This is a genomic window from Brevibacterium sp. R8603A2, from assembly GCF_023072605.1.
Taxonomy (GTDB): domain Bacteria; phylum Actinomycetota; class Actinomycetes; order Actinomycetales; family Brevibacteriaceae; genus Brevibacterium; species Brevibacterium pityocampae.
Window position 1 is genome coordinate 95,339 of sequence record NZ_JALLGN010000003.1, and the last position, 16,868, is coordinate 112,206.

At 71.6% G+C, this 16,868-nt stretch carries 16 protein-coding genes; 3 read left to right on the top strand and 13 right to left on the bottom strand.

What is annotated here, in order from left to right; all coding sequences use genetic code 11:
* Nucleotides 1–53: 53 nt before the first annotated feature.
* Nucleotides 54–677: a DUF4126 domain-containing protein gene (locus MTQ12_RS03965; protein ID WP_247424173.1), complete on the bottom strand. Its 624-nt coding sequence runs from the start codon at nt 675–677 to the stop codon at nt 54–56.
* A gap of 143 nt (nt 678–820) precedes the next feature.
* Here MTQ12_RS03965 and MTQ12_RS03970 point away from each other — a divergent pair, with 143 nt between their 5' ends.
* Nucleotides 821–1,612, top strand: a complete 792-nt coding sequence (locus tag MTQ12_RS03970; RefSeq protein ID WP_247424175.1) for a YggS family pyridoxal phosphate-dependent enzyme — start codon at nt 821–823, stop codon at nt 1,610–1,612.
* A 143-nt stretch (nt 1,613–1,755) separates the two neighbouring features.
* Here the strand turns inward: MTQ12_RS03970 and mmsB are convergent, their stop codons facing one another.
* A complete protein-coding gene (gene mmsB / locus MTQ12_RS03975) occupies nt 1,756–2,664 on the bottom strand; it encodes a 3-hydroxyisobutyrate dehydrogenase (protein ID WP_247424178.1) in 909 nt (302 codons plus the stop codon).
* Nucleotides 2,665–2,823: 159 nt separating this feature from the next.
* Between mmsB and MTQ12_RS03980 the strand changes: the two genes are divergently transcribed.
* The gene (locus tag MTQ12_RS03980; RefSeq protein WP_247424181.1) at nt 2,824–3,993 is read left to right on the top strand and encodes a LysR family transcriptional regulator; all 1,170 of its coding nucleotides are present in this window, start codon (nt 2,824–2,826) and stop codon (nt 3,991–3,993) included.
* A 195-nt stretch (nt 3,994–4,188) separates the two neighbouring features.
* Here MTQ12_RS03980 and MTQ12_RS03985 read toward each other — a convergent pair whose 3' ends face one another.
* The 8 genes from MTQ12_RS03985 to rpmB all read right to left on the bottom strand — a co-directional run bounded on the left by MTQ12_RS03985 (nt 4,189) and on the right by rpmB (nt 11,044).
* Nucleotides 4,189–4,953: a 3-hydroxybutyrate dehydrogenase gene (locus MTQ12_RS03985; protein ID WP_247424184.1), complete on the bottom strand. Its 765-nt coding sequence runs from the start codon at nt 4,951–4,953 to the stop codon at nt 4,189–4,191.
* Nucleotides 4,950–6,323 (bottom strand): MFS transporter, encoded by a 1,374-nt coding sequence (locus MTQ12_RS03990; RefSeq protein WP_247424187.1) that lies wholly within the window; start codon nt 6,321–6,323, stop codon nt 4,950–4,952. Before MTQ12_RS03990 ends, MTQ12_RS03985 begins: the two co-directional genes overlap by 4 nt.
* Nucleotides 6,324–6,640: 317 nt before the next feature.
* A complete protein-coding gene (locus tag MTQ12_RS03995; RefSeq protein ID WP_247424190.1) occupies nt 6,641–8,824 on the bottom strand; it encodes a cytochrome c oxidase assembly protein in 2,184 nt (727 codons plus the stop codon).
* A gap of 7 nt (nt 8,825–8,831) precedes the next feature.
* Complete coding sequence (locus tag MTQ12_RS04000) at nt 8,832–9,689, bottom strand: nitrilase-related carbon-nitrogen hydrolase (RefSeq protein ID WP_247424193.1); 858 nt, start codon at nt 9,687–9,689, stop codon at nt 8,832–8,834.
* A gap of 290 nt (nt 9,690–9,979) precedes the next feature.
* Nucleotides 9,980–10,270 (bottom strand): HU family DNA-binding protein, encoded by a 291-nt coding sequence (locus MTQ12_RS04005; protein ID WP_137318597.1) that lies wholly within the window; start codon nt 10,268–10,270, stop codon nt 9,980–9,982.
* Nucleotides 10,271–10,328: 58 nt separating this feature from the next.
* Nucleotides 10,329–10,634 carry a 30S ribosomal protein S14 gene (rpsN, locus tag MTQ12_RS04010; protein WP_247424195.1) on the bottom strand — a complete coding sequence of 102 codons (306 nt, stop codon included), beginning with the start codon at nt 10,632–10,634 and terminating at the stop codon, nt 10,329–10,331.
* 6 nt (nt 10,635–10,640) lie between these two features.
* Nucleotides 10,641–10,811, bottom strand: coding sequence for a 50S ribosomal protein L33 (gene rpmG / locus MTQ12_RS04015; protein WP_302630566.1), 171 nt, complete (start codon nt 10,809–10,811; stop codon nt 10,641–10,643).
* Nucleotides 10,808–11,044: a 50S ribosomal protein L28 gene (gene rpmB / locus MTQ12_RS04020; protein WP_101652986.1), complete on the bottom strand. Its 237-nt coding sequence runs from the start codon at nt 11,042–11,044 to the stop codon at nt 10,808–10,810. Before rpmB ends, rpmG begins: the two co-directional genes overlap by 4 nt.
* A gap of 516 nt (nt 11,045–11,560) precedes the next feature.
* Here rpmB and MTQ12_RS04025 point away from each other — a divergent pair.
* Complete coding sequence (locus tag MTQ12_RS04025) at nt 11,561–12,706, top strand: hypothetical protein (protein WP_247424198.1); 1,146 nt, start codon at nt 11,561–11,563, stop codon at nt 12,704–12,706.
* 180 nt (nt 12,707–12,886) lie between these two features.
* Here MTQ12_RS04025 and MTQ12_RS04030 read toward each other — a convergent pair whose 3' ends face one another.
* The 3 genes from MTQ12_RS04030 to pdhA all read right to left on the bottom strand — a co-directional run bounded on the left by MTQ12_RS04030 (nt 12,887) and on the right by pdhA (nt 16,611).
* Entirely contained in the window at nt 12,887–14,368 is a 1,482-nt protein-coding gene (locus MTQ12_RS04030; RefSeq protein WP_247424203.1) for a dihydrolipoamide acetyltransferase family protein, read from the bottom strand.
* Between the two features lie 124 nt (nt 14,369–14,492).
* Nucleotides 14,493–15,509, bottom strand: coding sequence for an alpha-ketoacid dehydrogenase subunit beta (locus tag MTQ12_RS04035; protein ID WP_247424206.1), 1,017 nt, complete (start codon nt 15,507–15,509; stop codon nt 14,493–14,495).
* A gap of 1 nt (nt 15,510) precedes the next feature.
* On the bottom strand, nt 15,511–16,611 hold the full coding sequence (gene pdhA, locus MTQ12_RS04040) for a pyruvate dehydrogenase (acetyl-transferring) E1 component subunit alpha (protein WP_247424482.1): 1,101 nt from the start codon (nt 16,609–16,611) through the stop codon (nt 15,511–15,513).
* Nucleotides 16,612–16,868 lie beyond the last annotated feature (257 nt).

Consider the following 16,868-nt stretch of genomic DNA (forward strand, 5'->3'; position numbering starts at 1 on the left):
CGCCGATCATGGGATACCGCGCAGTTCGGCCGGCGCACCGGGGGTCGGACCCATCAGGCCGGTGCGCCGCCGAGCCGCCGGTCGCGCCTGCGGCGCATGCGGCGGCGAACGACGACTGCGACGACCACGAGGCCGATCACCGCGAGGACGACGAGGAGCGGCAGGAACACGGCGATGAGCGAGAGCCCGGCGGACACGATGTCCTCCCCGGTGGAGAGCACGGGGGCGGCGGTGCCGGCCGTCGCGGTGTTCGCCATCGGCCGGGTGAGCGCCTTCGTCAGGTGGACGACGAGCGCGATGACGATGCCGGTGACGACCGGCACCCAGGTCTGCCAGCCGGCGACCGCCCCGGGGTCGGTGACGGCGAGGGTGCCAGCGCCGAGCCCGGCGATCTCCGAGGTCGCGGCGGAGCCGAACACGATGCCGCCCGAGGTGGGCCGCACGACGGTCTGGATCGCATCGTTGATCGAGTCGACGGCCGGGAACTTGTCCGCGAGCAGCTCGATGACGAGGAGCACCGCGAGGAGCCCGAGGATCCAGCCGTTCGACAGCCAGGCGAAGCTCGGCCCGAGCTCGACGACGGGGGTGAACCGGTCGAGCAGCCCGAGCACGAGCAGCGGGATGTAGGCGTTGAGGCCCGAGGAGGTCGCGAGGCCGAGCCCGGAGAGGAGTTCCATGGACACAGAGTAGCCCCGCGCCGCTGAGCAGTCGCTCGGCTCGGGGCCCCGGCGGGCACAGCACAGCCGTGCGGCACCGCCCGCGCGACACCGGCGGGCCCGGTGCCGTGACCGCGGCGCACGACTGGTGAGACGATGGGGGCATGTCCGCATCCCACGACAGCACCGAGCCCCGTAGCAGCACCGAGCCCCACACCGGCGCCGCGTCCCCCGGCAGCCTCGCGCCCGAGGAGGCGACGGCGGTCCGCGCCCGCCTCGACGAGGTCGCCGCGCGCGTCGCCGCCGCGGCCGAGTCCGCCGGCCGGCCCGCCGACAGCGTGCGCATCATGCTCGCGACGAAGACCCAGCCCGCCGCGCGGATCCGCGCCGCGCTGGCGCACGGATTCACGCTCATCGGCGAGAACCGGGTGCAGGAGCTCACCGGCAAGGCCGAGGCGCTCGCCGACGTCCCCCACGAGGCGCACCTCATCGGCCCGCTGCAGAAGAACAAGGTCAACCACGCGCTGCGGGTCGCGACGTGCATCCAGTCGATCGACTCGCTCGAGCTCGCGCAGCGGATCCAGCGCCGCCTCGAGGCGACCGAGGCGCGGATCGAGTACTTCGTGCAGGTCAACACCTCGCGCGAGGACTCGAAGTCCGGCGTCGCGCCCGAGGCCGCCGGCGAGCTCGTCGGCGCGCTCCAGGGCCTCGACCGGATGCGGATGCGCGGCCTCATGACGATCGGCCTGCCCGGCTCGACGGAGGTGGAGATCCGCCCGAGCTACCGCGAGCTCACCGGGCTGCGCGCCGCGCTGCTCGAGCAGGGCATCATCGACGAGACGATGACCGAGCTGTCGATGGGCATGAGCAACGACTTCGAGCTCGCCATCGACGAGGGCGCGACGATGGTGCGGATCGGCTCGAGCGTGTTCGGCGCCCGCCCGCCGGCGGGCTGAGGCGCGCTCGCACCCGGAGCGGACCGAGCGGGTCCGGAGCGGGCTGCCTGTCCGGCCCGCCGGGCTCGCCCGCACCGACCCGACCCGAGCAGCCCGGCTCGGACTGTCCTGCCCTGACCGGCGCGGCGCGGCCCGGCCCGTGATCAGTCCTGCGGGACGCCCGGCGCCTCGGGGTCGATGTTGCGGATGACGAGCGAGCAGTCCTTGTCCGCGTAGCCGTCGTCCATGAGCTTCTGCAGGTTGTCGAAGGCGACCTGGGCCGCCGGCAGGGTGACGCCGACGGACTCCGCGCCGGCCATCGCGAGCCCGACGTCCTTGTGGGCGAGGGCCGTCGCGAAGGTCGCGTCGAAGCCCTTGTTCGCCGCGGCCGTCTCGACCACGCCGGGCACCGGGTACCAGGTGCGCAGCGGCCACGAATCGCCGGAGGACACGTGGGCGATGTCCCAGAAGGTCTGCGCGTCGAGGCCGAGCTTGCGGGCGAGCACCGCGCCCTCCGCCGCGCCCTGGAGGCTGATCGCGAGCATCATGTTGTTGACGATCTTCGCCGCCTGGCCCGCGCCGTTGCCGCCGGCGTGGAAGACGTTGCCGGCCATCGGCTCGACGAAAGTGCGGGCGCGCTCGACGTCGGCCTCCGCCCCGCCGAGCATGAAGGTCAGGGTGCCGGCCGCGGCGCCGGAGATGCCGCCGGACACCGGGGCGTCGACGAATGCGAACCCGGCCTGCTCCGCGGCGTCGTGGAGCGCGTTCGCGGAGTCGACGTCGATCGTCGAGGAGTCGATGAGCAGGGTCCCGGGTGCGGCGAACTCGAGCACCCCGCCGTCGCCGAGGTAGACGCTGCGGGCGTGCTCGCCCTTGGGGAGCATGGTGAAGACGACCTCGGCCCCGTCGACGGCCTGCGCGATCGAGCCGACCGCCTCGACGCCGTTCTCCGCGGCCGCCGCCACGGCGCGCTCGTCGAGGTCGTAGCCGCGCACGGTGTGCCCGGCGGCGATGAGGTTCTTCGTCATCGGCCTGCCCATATTGCCCAAGCCGATCCATCCGATGGTTGCCATGGTGCCTCCTTGCACACGGGTGGCGGCCGACTGCTGTGCATCCAGGCCGCGCTGTCCTGGTCGTGCCACCAGCGTACGTCCGCCCGCGCGGGCACGGCACCGTGCGCGGCGGGCCAGTTGCGCAAACCGAGTGTGCAGCTCTGCAGATACACTCCGAGCATGCCCCACACCGATGCACACGGCGAGCCGGACCGCCGCCGGGCCGACGCCGGCCCCCACCCGGACAGCTCACCTCGGCCCGGCACCGCTCCCCGGCCGGGCCCGCACCTTCGCCCCGGCCACAGCGCGCACCCCGTCGCGCCGGACGACCTCCTCACCCTGCTCGCCGTCGCCCGCCTGGGCAAGTACACCGCCGCCGCGCACAGCCTCGGGATCAACCACACGACGGTGTCCCGCCGGATCGCCGCACTGGAGAAGAGCGTCGGCGACCGCGTGCTCGTCAACGCCCCCGAGGGCTGGGAGCTCACCTCACGCGGGCGTGAGCTGCTCGCCGTCGCCGAGGACATCGAGGCGGCCCTCGCCCGCGCCCAGCAGACGGTCACGGGTGCCGCGGAGCTCACGGGGATGGTGCGCGTGGCCGCCCCGGAGGGCTTCAGCCTGACCTGGGCCGCGCCCGCGCTCACCGAGCTCCAGCGCCTCCACCCCGGGCTCCAGGTCGAGCTCGTCACCGCCACCCAGCGCGCCCGCCAGTACCGGTCCGGCGTCGACATCGAGATCGTCGTCGGCCGCCCCCAGGTGGCGCGCTCGCTGAGCTACCAGCTCAACGCCTACAGCCTGGGTCTGTTCGCCACCCCCGAGTACCTCGCGGCCAACGGCACCCCGCGCACGGTCGCCGAGCTCACCGACCACCGGCTCGTCTACTACATCGAGCACACGCTCGGCGTCGACGTCCTCGACTCCGCCGGCGCGCGCCTGCCGGAACCCCGCGGCTTCCTCCGCTCGAACTCCATGCTCGTCCACGTCCGTGCGGCCGAGCACGGCGCCGGGATCGGGCTGCTCCCGAACTACCTGGGCCAGGCGAGCCCCGCGCTCGTCCGGGTGGTCCCCGAGCTCGACCTCCGCATCACCTACTGGGCGAACGTGCGCCGCGAGGCGCTGCGCAACCGCGGGGTCGAGGCCGCGCTCGCGATCCTCCGCGAGTTCTCCGCCCGGCCGCCGGTCGTGCCCGAGGTGCTCCCCGGCTCCGCCCTCCCGGCGGAGGGGCCCGGGGCACCCGAGGCGGTGGACGCGCCCGAGGAGGTCGAGGGCGACGCTGCGGCAGCCTCGCCCGAGCAGGCAGCCGCGCCCGAGCAGACAGCCGCACCCGAGGCCGTGAAGGGCGCCGGCTGAACCGGTCGGCACCCGCTCCCGCAGGCCCCGCCCGGCGCCCGCACGCAGGCCCCGCCCGGCGCCCGCACGCCGGCGCCGCCCGGCACCCGTACGCCGGGCCGCCCCACCATCCCCGACACGCGCGCAGGCGCCGTCCGGTGGACGGCGCCTGCGTGCGGTGTCCGGCCCCGCAGGGGTCGGACCGGAGTGCGGTGCTCAGCCGGCGGACCAGCCCCCGTCGACGACGTGGGCGGCGCCGGTGATGACGGCCGCGGCGTCCGAGGCGAGGAACAGCGCCAGCTCGGCGATCTCCTCGGGCTCGGCGAGCCGGGGCACGGCGGAATGGGCGAGGAACACGTCCTCCATCATCTGGTCCTCGTCGATCCCGCGGGTCTGCGCCTGGTCCGCGACCTGGCGCTGCACGATCGGCGTCATGACGTAGCCGGGGTTGATCGCGTTGCACGTCACCCCGTGCGGCCCGCCCTCGAGCGCGGTGACCTTCGTCAGCCCCATGAGCCCGTGCTTGGCCGCGACGTACGCGCTCTTGAACGGCGAGGCGCGCAGGCCGTGGATCGAGCTGAGGTTGATGATCCGCCCCCAGCCGCGCTCGTACATGCCCGGGAGCACCGCCTTGGTGAGGAGGAACGGCGCCTCGAGCATGAGCCGGTTGATGAGCTGCCACTCGCTGAGCGGGAACTCCTCGAGCGGGTGGATCCGCTGGATCCCGGCGTTGTTGACGAGGATGTCCGCCTCGAGGCTGATCCCCTCGAGCGCATCCGTGTCGGAGAAGTCCGCGATCCAGGTCTCCCCGCCGATCTCCTCGGCGACGGCCCGGGCCGCCTCCGCGTCGATGTCGGCGACCGTCACCCGGGCGCCGGCGCCGGCCAGGGCCGAGGCGATCGCGCGCCCCAGCCCCGACGCGGCACCCGTGACGAGGGCCCGCTTGCCGTCGATCCCGGCGGGCGCCGGCCGGCCGGTCATCCGGCCGCCCGGGCGGCGCGCTCGCCGGCGCGACGCTCGTTGTCGATGCGGTCGATGTCGAGCAGGTCGATGCCGCGGGTCTCGCGGGTGAACATCAGTGCGATGAAGCTCACCACGGCGGCACCGAGGAGGTAGAACGAGATCGGGATCGAGGACTCGGTGTTCCGCAGCAGGGTGGTCGCGATGATCGGCGCCATGGAGCCGGCGACGATCGCGGTGACCTGGTAGCCCAGCGAGACGCCGGAGTAGCGCATGCGGGTGGGGAACATCTCCGCCATGAGCGCCGGCTGGCAGGCGTACATGAGCGCGTGGAACAGGAGTCCGGCGACGACGGCGAGGAGGATGAGCATGTCCTCGCCGGTGTCGAACAGCGGGAAGGCGAAGAAGCCCCAGGTGGCGGTGAGCACGATGCCGATCCCGTAGGGGATCTTGCGGCCGACGATGTCGCCGATCTTGCCGACCACCGGCACCGCCGCGGCGTGGATGGCGTGCGCGACGAGCAGCAGGCCGAGGATCTCCATGCTCTCGACGCCCACCTGGATGGAGAGGTAGGTGATCGAGAAGGTCACGACGAGGTAGTAGTGGATGTTCTCGACGAAGCGCAGGCCCATCGCGGTGAACACGCCGCGCGGGTAGCGCTTGAACACCTCGGCGACGCCGTAGCCGGCCTCGCCCTCGACGACCTCCTCCTGCGCCTCCTGGAAGATCGGGGCGTCGGAGACCTTGGTGCGGATGTACCATCCGACGAACACGATGACGGCCGACAGCCAGAAGGCGACGCGCCAGCCCCAGGACAGGAACGCGGCGTCGGACAGCACGGCGACGAGGCCGAACAGCACGCCGGTGGCGAGCAGGTTGCCCATCGGCACCGCGGCCTGCGGCCAGGAGGACCAGAACGCGCGGGAGTCGCGCGGGGAGTGCTCGGCGACGAGCAGCACGGCGCCGCCCCACTCGCCGCCCACCGCGAAGCCCTGGACGAAGCGGAGCAGGACGAGCATGACCGGCGCGACGTAGCCGATCGCCTCGAAGGTCGGGATGCAGCCCATGAGGAACGTCGAGGTGCCGACGAGGATGATCGAGAGCTGGAGCAGCTTCTTGCGGCCGTGCTTGTCACCGAAGTGGCCGAACACGATGCCGCCGAGCGGGCGGGCGATGAAGCCGATCGCGTAGGAGCCGAAGGCGAGGATGATCGCGTCGAACGGGTTGTCCGACTGGGGGAAGAGGATCTTGTTGAAGACGAGGGTGGCGGCCGCCGCGTAGAGGAAGAACTCGTACCACTCGACGATGGTGCCGGCCATCGAGGCCGCGACGACGCGCTGCAGCTGCGTGCGCTCCGCGGGCTCGAGCGCCTCCGATGTTTTCGTGCTCATGATGCTCCTTCGCTCGGCGGATGCCGAGCCGGGTCGACCCGGGACTCCCGGGATGGTCCTCCCGCCGGGCGGTGATCCGCAGGCGGGTGAGTGAAGGAGAGGACGTGCGCGTGCCGGTCACAGCTCTGTGGGCCGGGGGTCCGCAGCCACTCCTTCGGGGTGCGTTCGATAGCCCATCCTGAACCTTTCCTGTGTGCCCTTCAAGCGCGGAACGCGTTTCGTGACCCGATTGGAGTGTGCAAGTCCGCAGATGATATGTGCCCTGCGGTGCACTCGGGCACAGTGGATGGGGTGCGAGAGGCGACCCGGCGAACTCCTCAGCCGCGCCGGTCGAGGCCGGCGAGCATGTCGTTGTACGCCTTGAGCTCCGCGTCGCCGGTGCGGTCCTCGGCGCGGTCGCGGCGCTTCGCCTCGCGGTCCGAGGAGCGCGACCACTGGACGGCGGCGATGATCGCGAGCGCGAGCGTCGGCAGCTCGCCGATGCCCCACGCGATCTCGCCCCCGCGCACCTGGTCGTCGATCGCCGGGATCCAGCCGTGGCCGATGTTGCCGTACCAGTCGCCCTCGATGAGGGTCGTCGAAGCCATGATCGACAGGCCGAAGAAGGCGTGGAAGGCCATGGTGATGAGAAGCAGCAGGAGCCGCAGCGGGTAGCGGAAGCGGCTGACGCCGGGGTCGATCCCGATCATCGCCTGCGCGAACATGTACCCGGCGGCGGTGAAGTGGAGGATCATGAGCTCGTGGCCGATGTGGGTCGACAGCGCCCACCACATGAGCCCGGAGTAGTAGAACACGACGAGCGAGCCGGAGAAGTTCACCGCCGCCACCACCGGGTGGGCCCAGAACCGCAGGTACGGGTGGTGGACGGCGCCCAGGATCCAATCGCGGGCGCCGCGCGAGCCGTCGGTGCGGGCGGGCACCGCACGCATGAGCAGGGTGATCGGCGCGCCGAGGACCATGGGCAGCGGGATGAACATGACGATGAGCATGTGCTGGATCATGTGGGCGGAGAACAGCACCCGCCCGTAGACCATCGGCCCACCGGAGGTCACGTAGACGAGCAGCGCCATGCCGACCAGCCACAGGATCAGGCGTCCGACCGGCCAGGCGTCCCCGCGCCGGCGCAGGCGCACGAATCCGGCGATGTAGGCGATCGCGAGGCCGACGGCGACGACCACCCACAGCGGGTCGAGCTGCCACTCGGTGAAGAACGTGGCCCAGGTGGGCTCCGGCGGCAGGGGCTCGGAGGTCAGCCGCTCGGCCGGGGTGGGCACGGCCGGCGGCTCGTCGGGCACGGGCGGCTGGGAGCGGGCGAGCACGGTGCCGAGCGCCATGACGGCCGCGAACAGCAGTGTCTCGATGCCGATCAGGCGCCAGAACTCGACCCGGGAGGAGACGGTCCCGCTCGTCCCGGTGGCCTGCACCGGCGCTCTCCCGGCGGCGGGCTTCGCCGCGGCCGTGCCCGGCCGCCCGGCAGCGGCGCCGTCCGCGGGCGAGCCGGCGAGGCGGCCGATGACGAAGCTGCGGTGCCACCAACCGATGACGCCGAGCGCCGCGGTGAGGGCGATCTTGACCACGACGAGCAGCCCGTAGGGGGTCGTCCAGTCGGCGAGCGAGTCGACGCGCAGGACGGCGTTGAAGAACCCGGAGACGATCATGAGTGCCCAGGCGAACAGTGCCAGCGCGGAGAACCGCGAGACGAGCACGCCGAGGTCCCCGCGGCCGGTGAGCACGGGGGCGAGCAGCGCGAGGGCCAACAGCCCGCCGAGCCACACGACGACGGCGACGAGGTGGAGCCCGATGCTGTTGACCGCCTGCATGTGGCCGGAGGCCTCCGCCGCATGCCCCATGAGGGCCTGAGGGACGAGCGGGATGAAGGACAGGACGGTGACGAGGCCGATCCCGGTGAAGCTGCGGACCGCGAACACGAGGGTGGAGACGATCGCGGCGAGCACGACGATGAGGGTCCACATCTGGCCGTAGGGCACCTGGGTGACGTACACCCCGAGCTGGGCGGAGAAGTCGCCGGTGAGCGCCTGCGCCCCGGCGGTGTCGACGAAGGTGAGGATGAGCACGGCGATCGCGGACACGGTCCATGCGACCGAGGCGACCTCGGCCACCCGCAGGCACGCCGACCAGGCGGGATCGAGCTCCTGGTCCGCGTCCGCCTTCCGATCCCTGTGGCGACGGCGGACCGGGGCGCTGCGGGGCAGCACCACGGAGGCGAGCACGAGTGCGCCGATCGTCACCGCCATCGCGGTGTTGAAGAGGAACTTCGCCGCCGGCAGGCCGAAGCGGCCGAGCGGGCCGGCGTCGTTGAGCAGGGTGGGGGCCGCGGCACCGGTGGAGTCGAGGGCGAGGAGGCCGACGACCGCGCCGAGGACGATGAAGCCCGGGAGCGCGGCGAGGCGGAGCCGGCGCGCGGTGCGGCGGTCCGCTGCCGCCCCGGCGGGGCCGCGACCGGCCGGACCGGTGGTGCGCGTGGCCTGGGTGGTGGTCACCGGCCGCTCAGCGCAGCCGTCGGTCGGCGAGCGCGGGGAAGCTCTCGCGGCGGGTGTGGATCGCGTCGATGTCGATGTCGGCGACGATCACGGTCTCATCGGTGGCCGCCTCGGCGAGGACGGTGCCAGAGGCGTCGACGATGACGGAGTGCCCGCCCATCTCCGTGCGCGAGTGGAAGCCGGCGGTGTTGCAGGCGATCACGGCCATGAAGTCCTCGGCTGCGCGGGCGCGGGCGAACAGGCTCCAGTGGTCGACCCGCGGCGCGGGCCAGGCGGCGGGCACGGCGACGACCTCGGCCCCGGCGTCGAGCAGGGCGCGGAACATCTCCGGGAACCGGAGGTCGTAGCAGGTGGCGAGGCCGAGGGAGACAGTGCGGCCGTCGACCTCGAGCGGCACGGTGACGATGTCCTCACCGGCCTCGAGGAGCTTGGGCTCGCCGGAGCCGAACCCGAAGCGGTGGATCTTGCGGTACGTCGCGATGACCTCGCCGGCCGGCGACACGACGACCGAGGTGTTCCACAGGTGGCGCTCGCCGTCGGGCAGCTCCGGGAGGGCGGTGACGTCATGGTCGTATTCGGCGAGCCGGGCCAGGGCGGTCTCGCTGCCCTCGATGACGGAGCCGATGTGCACGTAGGCGCCGATGTCGCGGGCCGCCTGGGCGAGCGCGGTGACGGTCGGCCCGTCGGTGGGCGATTCGGCGCGGGGTCCCCAGTCGCGGTAGGAGAAGCCGCCGGGCGACCACAGCTCGGGCAGGACGACGAGATCGGAGCCGTGCTGGGCCCTCACGAGCCGGGCGGCGCGCTCGATCCGCGTCTGCTGGGAGTCCTCATCGGTATAGGCGAGCTGGATCGCTGAAACACGCATGTCTCAAGGGTAGTCGCCGCCTGCGCCCCGGACCAACGCACCCCCTGGAGCGCAATTTCCGAAGGTTCCTGAGAGCGAAACCTTCGGCGATCGCACTCTCAGCGAGCACCCTGGGGGTGTGACCGCGCCCGGCGATGTGCCTTCGGGCCTGGGCGACCGACCCCGGGCGCCCGGCCCCGGGACCGGGCTCGGGCGACACGCCTCGGGAGGGCCGGGCCACCTCGGCCCATGAATGGGCGAAGGCCCGGACCCTCAGGGGGTCCGGGCCTCCAGCGCAGGTGCGCGAAGAATCACTTCTTCGGGGTACCGGCGGCAGCCTTGAGCTTCGAGCCCGCGGACAGCTTAACCGAGTAACCGGCAGCGATCTGGATCTCTTCACCGGTCTGCGGGTTGCGGCCCTTGCGAGCGGCACGCTCGGTGCGCTCGACGGACAGCCAGCCCGGGATGGTGAGCTTCTCGCCCTTGGCGACGACGTTCGAGAACGACTCGAAGACGCCGTCGAGAACATCGGAGACCTGCTTCTGGGTCAGGCCGGTGCTCTCTGCGACCTCGGAGACGAGTTCACTGCGGTTCTTAGCCATAGTTGTGCCCTCCTTCAGGACATCGGATCTGTTTAACCGATTACGAACTTACCAGAGACTACCAGCTGGACTTGGTGATCCCGGGGAGTTCGCCGTTGTGCGCCATCTCGCGGAAGCGGACGCGCGACAGACCGAACTTGCGGAGGTATCCGCGCGGGCGACCGTCGACCTGGTCGCGGTTGCGCAGACGGACCGGCGAGGCGTCGCGGGGCAGCTTCTGGAGTGCCAGACGTGCCTCCTCGCGCTCGTCGTCGGTGCTGTCCGGGTGGGTGAGCTGACGCTTGAGGGTGGCGCGACGCTCGGCGTAGCGCTCGACGACCTCGCGGCGCTGCTGGTCACGGGCGATCTTCGACTTCTTGGCCATGTGCGCTCAGCGCTCCTCTCGGAATTCGACGTGCTTGCGGATCGTGGGATCGTACTTCTTGAGCACGATGCGATCCGGGTTGTTGCGGCGGTTCTTGCGGGTCACGTAGGTGTACCCGGTGCCGGCCGTCGACTTGAGCTTGATGATCGGGCGGATGTCCTGTGCTTTGGCCATCAGAGCTTCACTCCCTTGGCGATGAGTTCATTCACCACGGAGTCGATTCCGCGGGCGTCGATGATCTTGATGCCCTTGGTGGACACCGTGAGGGTCACGGAACGCCGCAGCGAGGGCACGAAGTAGCGCTTCTTCTGAATATTCGGGTCGAACCGGCGCTTGGTGCGGCGGTTCGAGTGGGACACATTGTGTCCGAAACCGGGAACGGCTCCGGTCACCTGGCAGGTTGCTGCCATTTCTCTCCTCCAGTTTCACTAATGCCGACGGTCCACCGGACTGCCGGTTCCCCACCGGTCCGCGCACGGACCGTTCGGGGTGGACACGCCGAAGACATCACACATGATTCGACACCGGGCCGGCGCCTGCTGACTCCGCGGTGCGGAGGGCCGACATGCCTGCGCCCGGCGAAGGGCTCGTGTCCGTCAGTTCCGCACGCTCCCGCGGACGGGAGCGCACTTTCGTGACGAGATGTCTCATCAGCGCTGAGCTGAAGCCTGTGAGAGGGGGCCGAAGCAAGATGCAGCGCTCAATGAGCACTGTGTCGATGTCCGGTGATCGGATCCTCCACGCGACGCGGCGGATGCGCGGGCCGTGCGGGGGAAGCTGATCGGTCATCGATCGACACAACAGAAGACAATCCTATGGGAGCCCGGTCGGACCAGGCAAATCCGGTTGATCCCGCGCAGCGGACGTGCCACAGTATTCTCCATGGACTGCCCGCAGGCTGCCCACGGACCGAGGCCACGCACCCGATGAGCCCCCTTCCTCCGGACGGCACGACGCCCGGCCGAGATCCGCGCAGACCCCGGATCCGCCCGGCACAGAGCGAGAACTGGGATCCCGATCGCCCGGCACGCATCGACGCACCCGCAGACGGGCGACCGGCACCCCGGGCGCTCCCGCATCCCACCGCGCCGTACCCGGCCCCGCCGACGTCCCCGCCCGCCTTCCCGGCTCCTCCCTCCTCCGCCCCGAGCCCCGCCCCGCAGTCTGCTCCGCAGCCCGGGGCACCGGCGACGGGGCACTTCACCGGACCCGACGGCCTGGCCTGCTTCCGCGCCGCCGACGGCTCCGTCTACTTCCAGGCCTCCGACGGTCAGTACTACCCGCTGTCAGCACTCGACAGGTCCGCGACGGGCGGCACCGGGCAGACAGGCCACGACCGCAGCGACGTCGACCGGTCCACCTACTACGAGTACATCGCCGCGCACACCGGTGAGCAGCCCAACGCGGTTCCCCGAACGCACCCCGCTCCCGGAGCCGAGGCGCCCGCCGGGTCCGGCAGCGGCGGCACCCCGACCCGCGACAGAGGGGGCCGTCGCAGCGGCCCGCGCATCCTGCTCGCCACCGTGGCCGGTGTTTCGGTCCTCGCGATCGCGCTCGTGCTCGGCGGGAACTTCCTCGGCCCCGACAACGGCATCCGCTCCACCGAGATGCCCTCGGACAGCTCGCAGCCGCAGACCGATGCGGGAACGGGCCACGCCTCCGGCTCCACCGACTCCGCCGCAACCGCCGTGGCCGCCGGCGAGCAGCTCCGGTCGATCTCCGAGGACGACACCGCCCGGGCGATGGACGAGCTGCAGGACCGCTGGGTTGTGCAGCTGAGCGCCAAGCAGGACGGCCTGCGCACCGAGGGCCGCACCTGGACCGAGGAGGACATCCTCGAGGAGTTCGAGCAGAACCGTACCGAGCACCCCGAGGCGATGCTCCTGTGGAGCGGCGACTGGTCGACGTTCCGATTCAACGACTACTGGATCACCGTGCTCGACACGGGCTACGAGGACCCGCAGGAGGCGCTCGCGCACTGCCGCGAGCTCAGCATCGACCGCGACCACTGCTTCGCGAAGAAGCTGTCGACGACCGAGGGCCCGGACGAGGCCACGAAGCTCAATCCCTGAGCGGCCCTGCCCGGCAGGAGCAGGTCAGCGGTGAGGGTGCATGCCGGCGCGCACCCTCCTCGGCGGCCCCGGCTCAACTCATGGCGCTCGCACTGGGAGCGCACTGCGAGCGCACTGCGAGCGCACTGCGGCCGGGGTGCCGCAGGCGCGGCGCCCCGGCCGCTGCGGCGGCGGGCCCGGTCAGGACAGCATGACGAGGGGCTCTTCGAGCGCCCGGCCGATGTCGGCGAGGAACTGGGAGATCGCCGCCCCGTCGACGACGCGGTGGTCGGCGGACACCGACAGGGTCGTGATCTCGCGGGGGACGATCTCGTCGTCGACCACCCAGGGACGCTTCCGGATGCTGCCGAAGGCGACGATCGCCGATTCGCCCGGGTTGATGATCGGCGTGCCGGAGTCGACCCCGAACACCCCGACGTTGGTGATGGTGATGGTACCGCCGGCCTGGGACGCCGGGGTCGAGCGGCCGGCCCGCGCGGCCGCGGTGAGGCCGACGATCTCCTGCGCGAGTGCGCCGAGGCCGAGCGCGTGAGCGTTCTTGATGTTAGGGACGACGAGCCCGCGTGGGGTGGCCGCGGCGATCCCGAGGTTGACGTAGTGCTTGATGACGACGTCGTCGCCGTCGAGGACGGCATTGATGCGCGGGGTCCGCAGCGCCGCCCAGATCACGGCCCGCGCCACGACGAGCAGCGGGGAGACCTTGACGTCGGGGCCGAGCAGCTGCGTGGACTTGAGGTGGCGGACGAACTCCATGGTTCGGGTGACGTCGACGTCGAGGAACTCGGTGACGTGCGGGGCGGTGAACGCGGAGTCCACCATCGCCTTGGCCATCATCCGGTTGACGCCCTTGAGCGGCACGCGCTCCTCCGAGCCGGGCTGCGCAGCAGCGGCCGCGGCGCCGGCAGCAGCCGACGCCCCCGCACTGCCGGCCGGCGTCGAGGCGCCCGCCGGGGTCTCCTGTTCGGAGCCTCCGTCGAGGTGGGCGAGCAGGTCGGCGCGGGTGACCTCGCCCCGCGAGCCCGTGGCCCGCACCCCGGCGAGGTCGATGCCGCGATCCTTCGCGAGCTTGCGCACCGGCGGTTTGGCGAGCACCCGCCCGGTGGAGGAACCGGGGTCGGCCGGCCCGTCCGTCCGCGGCTGTGCCTCGGCCGGGGCGGCAGACGGGGCGGTCTCCGTGTCAGCGGCGGGCGCGGCCCGGGAGGCGGGCGCCTCGGGTGCGGGTTGTGCCGCGGCCTGCGGGGAGCCCGCCTGCTTGCGCGGGCGGCGCTTGGAGGACGCGGCCCTCACCCCGTAGCCCACGAGGTTGGGACCGGCCGTGCCGTCGCCGGTCTCCGTCGGCGCGGGGACGGCATCGGTCTGGTCCGGCGCGGGAGCACCCGGCTCCGCGACCGGGGTGGTGCCGGCCCTCTCGGATCCGTCGGAGCCCTCGCCGCCGAAGCGGACGATCGGGGTGCCGACGTCAACGGTCTCGCCCTCACCCACGAGGAGCGCCTCGATGGTGCCCGCCTGGGGGCTGGGGAGCTCGACGAGGGACTTCGCGGTCTCGATCTCGACGAGGATCTGGTTGACGGTGACGGTGTCGCCCTCGGCGACCTTCCACGCCACGATGTCGGCTTCGGTGAGGCCCTCGCCGACGTCGGGGAGGGGGAAAACGTTGGACATGAGTACCCTTGCTTGTCTGTCGTCGGGTGGTCGGTCGATCCTCGGGGCGGCCGGCGGCGCTCAGCGTGCTGCCGACCCGCGGCGCCCCGCCCACCGGGCCGGGGCGCCGGGGGCGGGGCGGGCGTCAGTAGGCGAGTGCGCGGTCGACGCCGTCAAGGATCCGGTCGAGGTCGGGCAGGTAGTGGTGCTCGAGCTTGGAGCCGGGGTAGGGCGTGTGGAAGCCGCCCACCCGCAGCACGGGCGCTTCGAGGTGGAAGAACGCGCGCTCGGTGATCCGAGCGGCGATCTCCGCGCCGAGGCCCAGGAACACCGGGGCCTCGTGGGCGACGACGAGCCGCCCGGTCCTGCGGACCGAGGCCTCGATCGTGTCGAAGTCGATCGGGGACAGTGAGCGGAGGTCGATGAGCTCGATGCTCGTGCCCTCCTCCGCCGCGGCCGCGACGACGTCCTTGGCCGTCGGCATGAGGGGGCCGTAGGCGAGGAGCGTGAGGTCGGTCCCCTCGGTCACGACCTGCGCCCGATCGTGGGGCAGGCCGCGCTCGGCGGTGTCGACCTCCCCGCGCGTCCAGTAGCGGCGCTTGGGTTCGAAGAACATCACCGGGTCCGGGCTCTGCACGGCCTCCTGGATCATCCAGTAGGCGTCGTGCGGCGTCGACGGTGAGATGAGGCGAAGCCCGGCGTGATGGGCGAACACCGTCTCCGGGCTCTCCGAATGGTGCTCCGGGGAGCCGATCCCGCCGCCGTAGGGCACGCGGATGACGAGCGGCATCTGCTCGTGGCCCTGCGTGCGGTTGTGGAGCTTGGCGAGCTGGGTGACGATCTGGTCGTAGGCCGGGTAGATGAAGGCGTCGAACTGGATCTCGATGACGGGCTTGTAGCCGCGGATCGCCATGCCGATCGAGGTGCCGACGATGCCGGACTCGGCGAGCGGGGCGTCGATGACGCGCGCCTCGCCGAAGTCCTTCTGCAGGCCCTCGGTGACGCGGAAGACTCCGCCGAGCTTCCCGATGTCCTCACCGATGAGGACGACCTTGTCGTCGTCCTCCATCGCCCGGCGCAGCCCGGCGGTGATCGCCTTGGACAGCGGCAGGGTGGTGAGCGAGGACCCGGGGGCCTCGGTCGTCGAGGTGTCTGCTGCCATGTCAGCGCCCCCCGTCCGTCGTGTCGGCGAAGGAGTCGAGGTAGTCGAGGTACGCGGCCTTCTCCTCGGCGACGAGGGAGTGCTCCCCGGCGTAGGCGAAGTCGAAGATCTCCGCGGGGTCGGGTTCGGGCATCTCCATGCATGCCTTGCGGATGCGTGCAGCCAGGGTGTCGGCCTCGGCGTCGACCTCGGCGAAGAAGCCGTCGTCGGCGAGACCCGACTTCTCGAGGTGGGCGCGCAGCCGGCTGATCGGGTCCTTGGCCTTCCACTGCTCGGTGATCGCGGCGTCGCGGTACTTGCTCGGGTCGTCGGCGGTGGTGTGCGCGCCCATCCGGTAGGTGAAGGCCTCGATGAGCATGGGACCGTGTCCGGCGCGGACGCTGTCGAGCGAGGCGCGGGCGACTGCGTACATCGCGATGATGTCGTTGCCGTCGACACGGACTCCCGGCACCCCGAAGCCCTCGCCGCGCTTGAACAGCGGCACCTTGGTCTGCACGCTCGTCGGCTCGGAGATCGCCCACTGGTTGTTCTGGCAGAAGAAGAGGACGGGGGCGTGGAAGGCACCGGCGAAGGTCAGGGCCTCGGAGACGTCGCCCTGCGAGGTGGCGCCATCGCCGAAGCACGCGATGGTGGCGCTGTCGCGCTCGAGGTCACCGGTGCCGACGTCCCCGTCGAGGCTGATCCCCATCGCGTACCCGGTGGCGTGGAGCGCCTGGGAGCCGATGACGATCGTGTAGGTGTGGAAGCGGTTCTCCTGGGGGTCCCAGGCGCCGTGGTTCTGCCCGCGGAACATGCCGAGCAGGGTCTCCGGCTGCACGCCGCGGCACCAGGCGAGGCCGTGCTCGCGGTAGGTCGGGAAGACGAAGTCCTGCGGGCGCAAGGCCCGGCCCATTCCGATCTGGGCGGCCTCCTGGCCGAGCAGCGGGGCCCACAGGCCCAGCTGACCCTGGCGCTGCAGGGCGTTGCCCTCCGCGTCGACGCGGCGCACGAGCACCATGTCGCGGTAGAAGTTCCGGAGGTCGTCGTCGGTGAGCTCTGCGGCGAAGGCGTCGTACTCTCCCGAGCTCACGCGATCGCCTTCGGGGGTCAGCATCTGAATCATTCTCGGCTCCGAGTTCGTCTTCGAGTCGGGGGCCTGCGCAATGTTCGATGTCATACCAGTTCTCCTCATGTCGTGGCCCCCGGATGAGGGTGTCGTCCGGTCGCCAGCGGCTGTGGTGCCGTGATGCGGGTGTGCTCGGCGGCCCCGTGGTGGTGATGCATTTCACATAGTGGATATACGCTAACGGATTCATCGCACTCTGCCAAACTATGCGGCTCGCCTTCCCGGGCGCCTCCCGGCGCCCGTCCTCGCGGCGC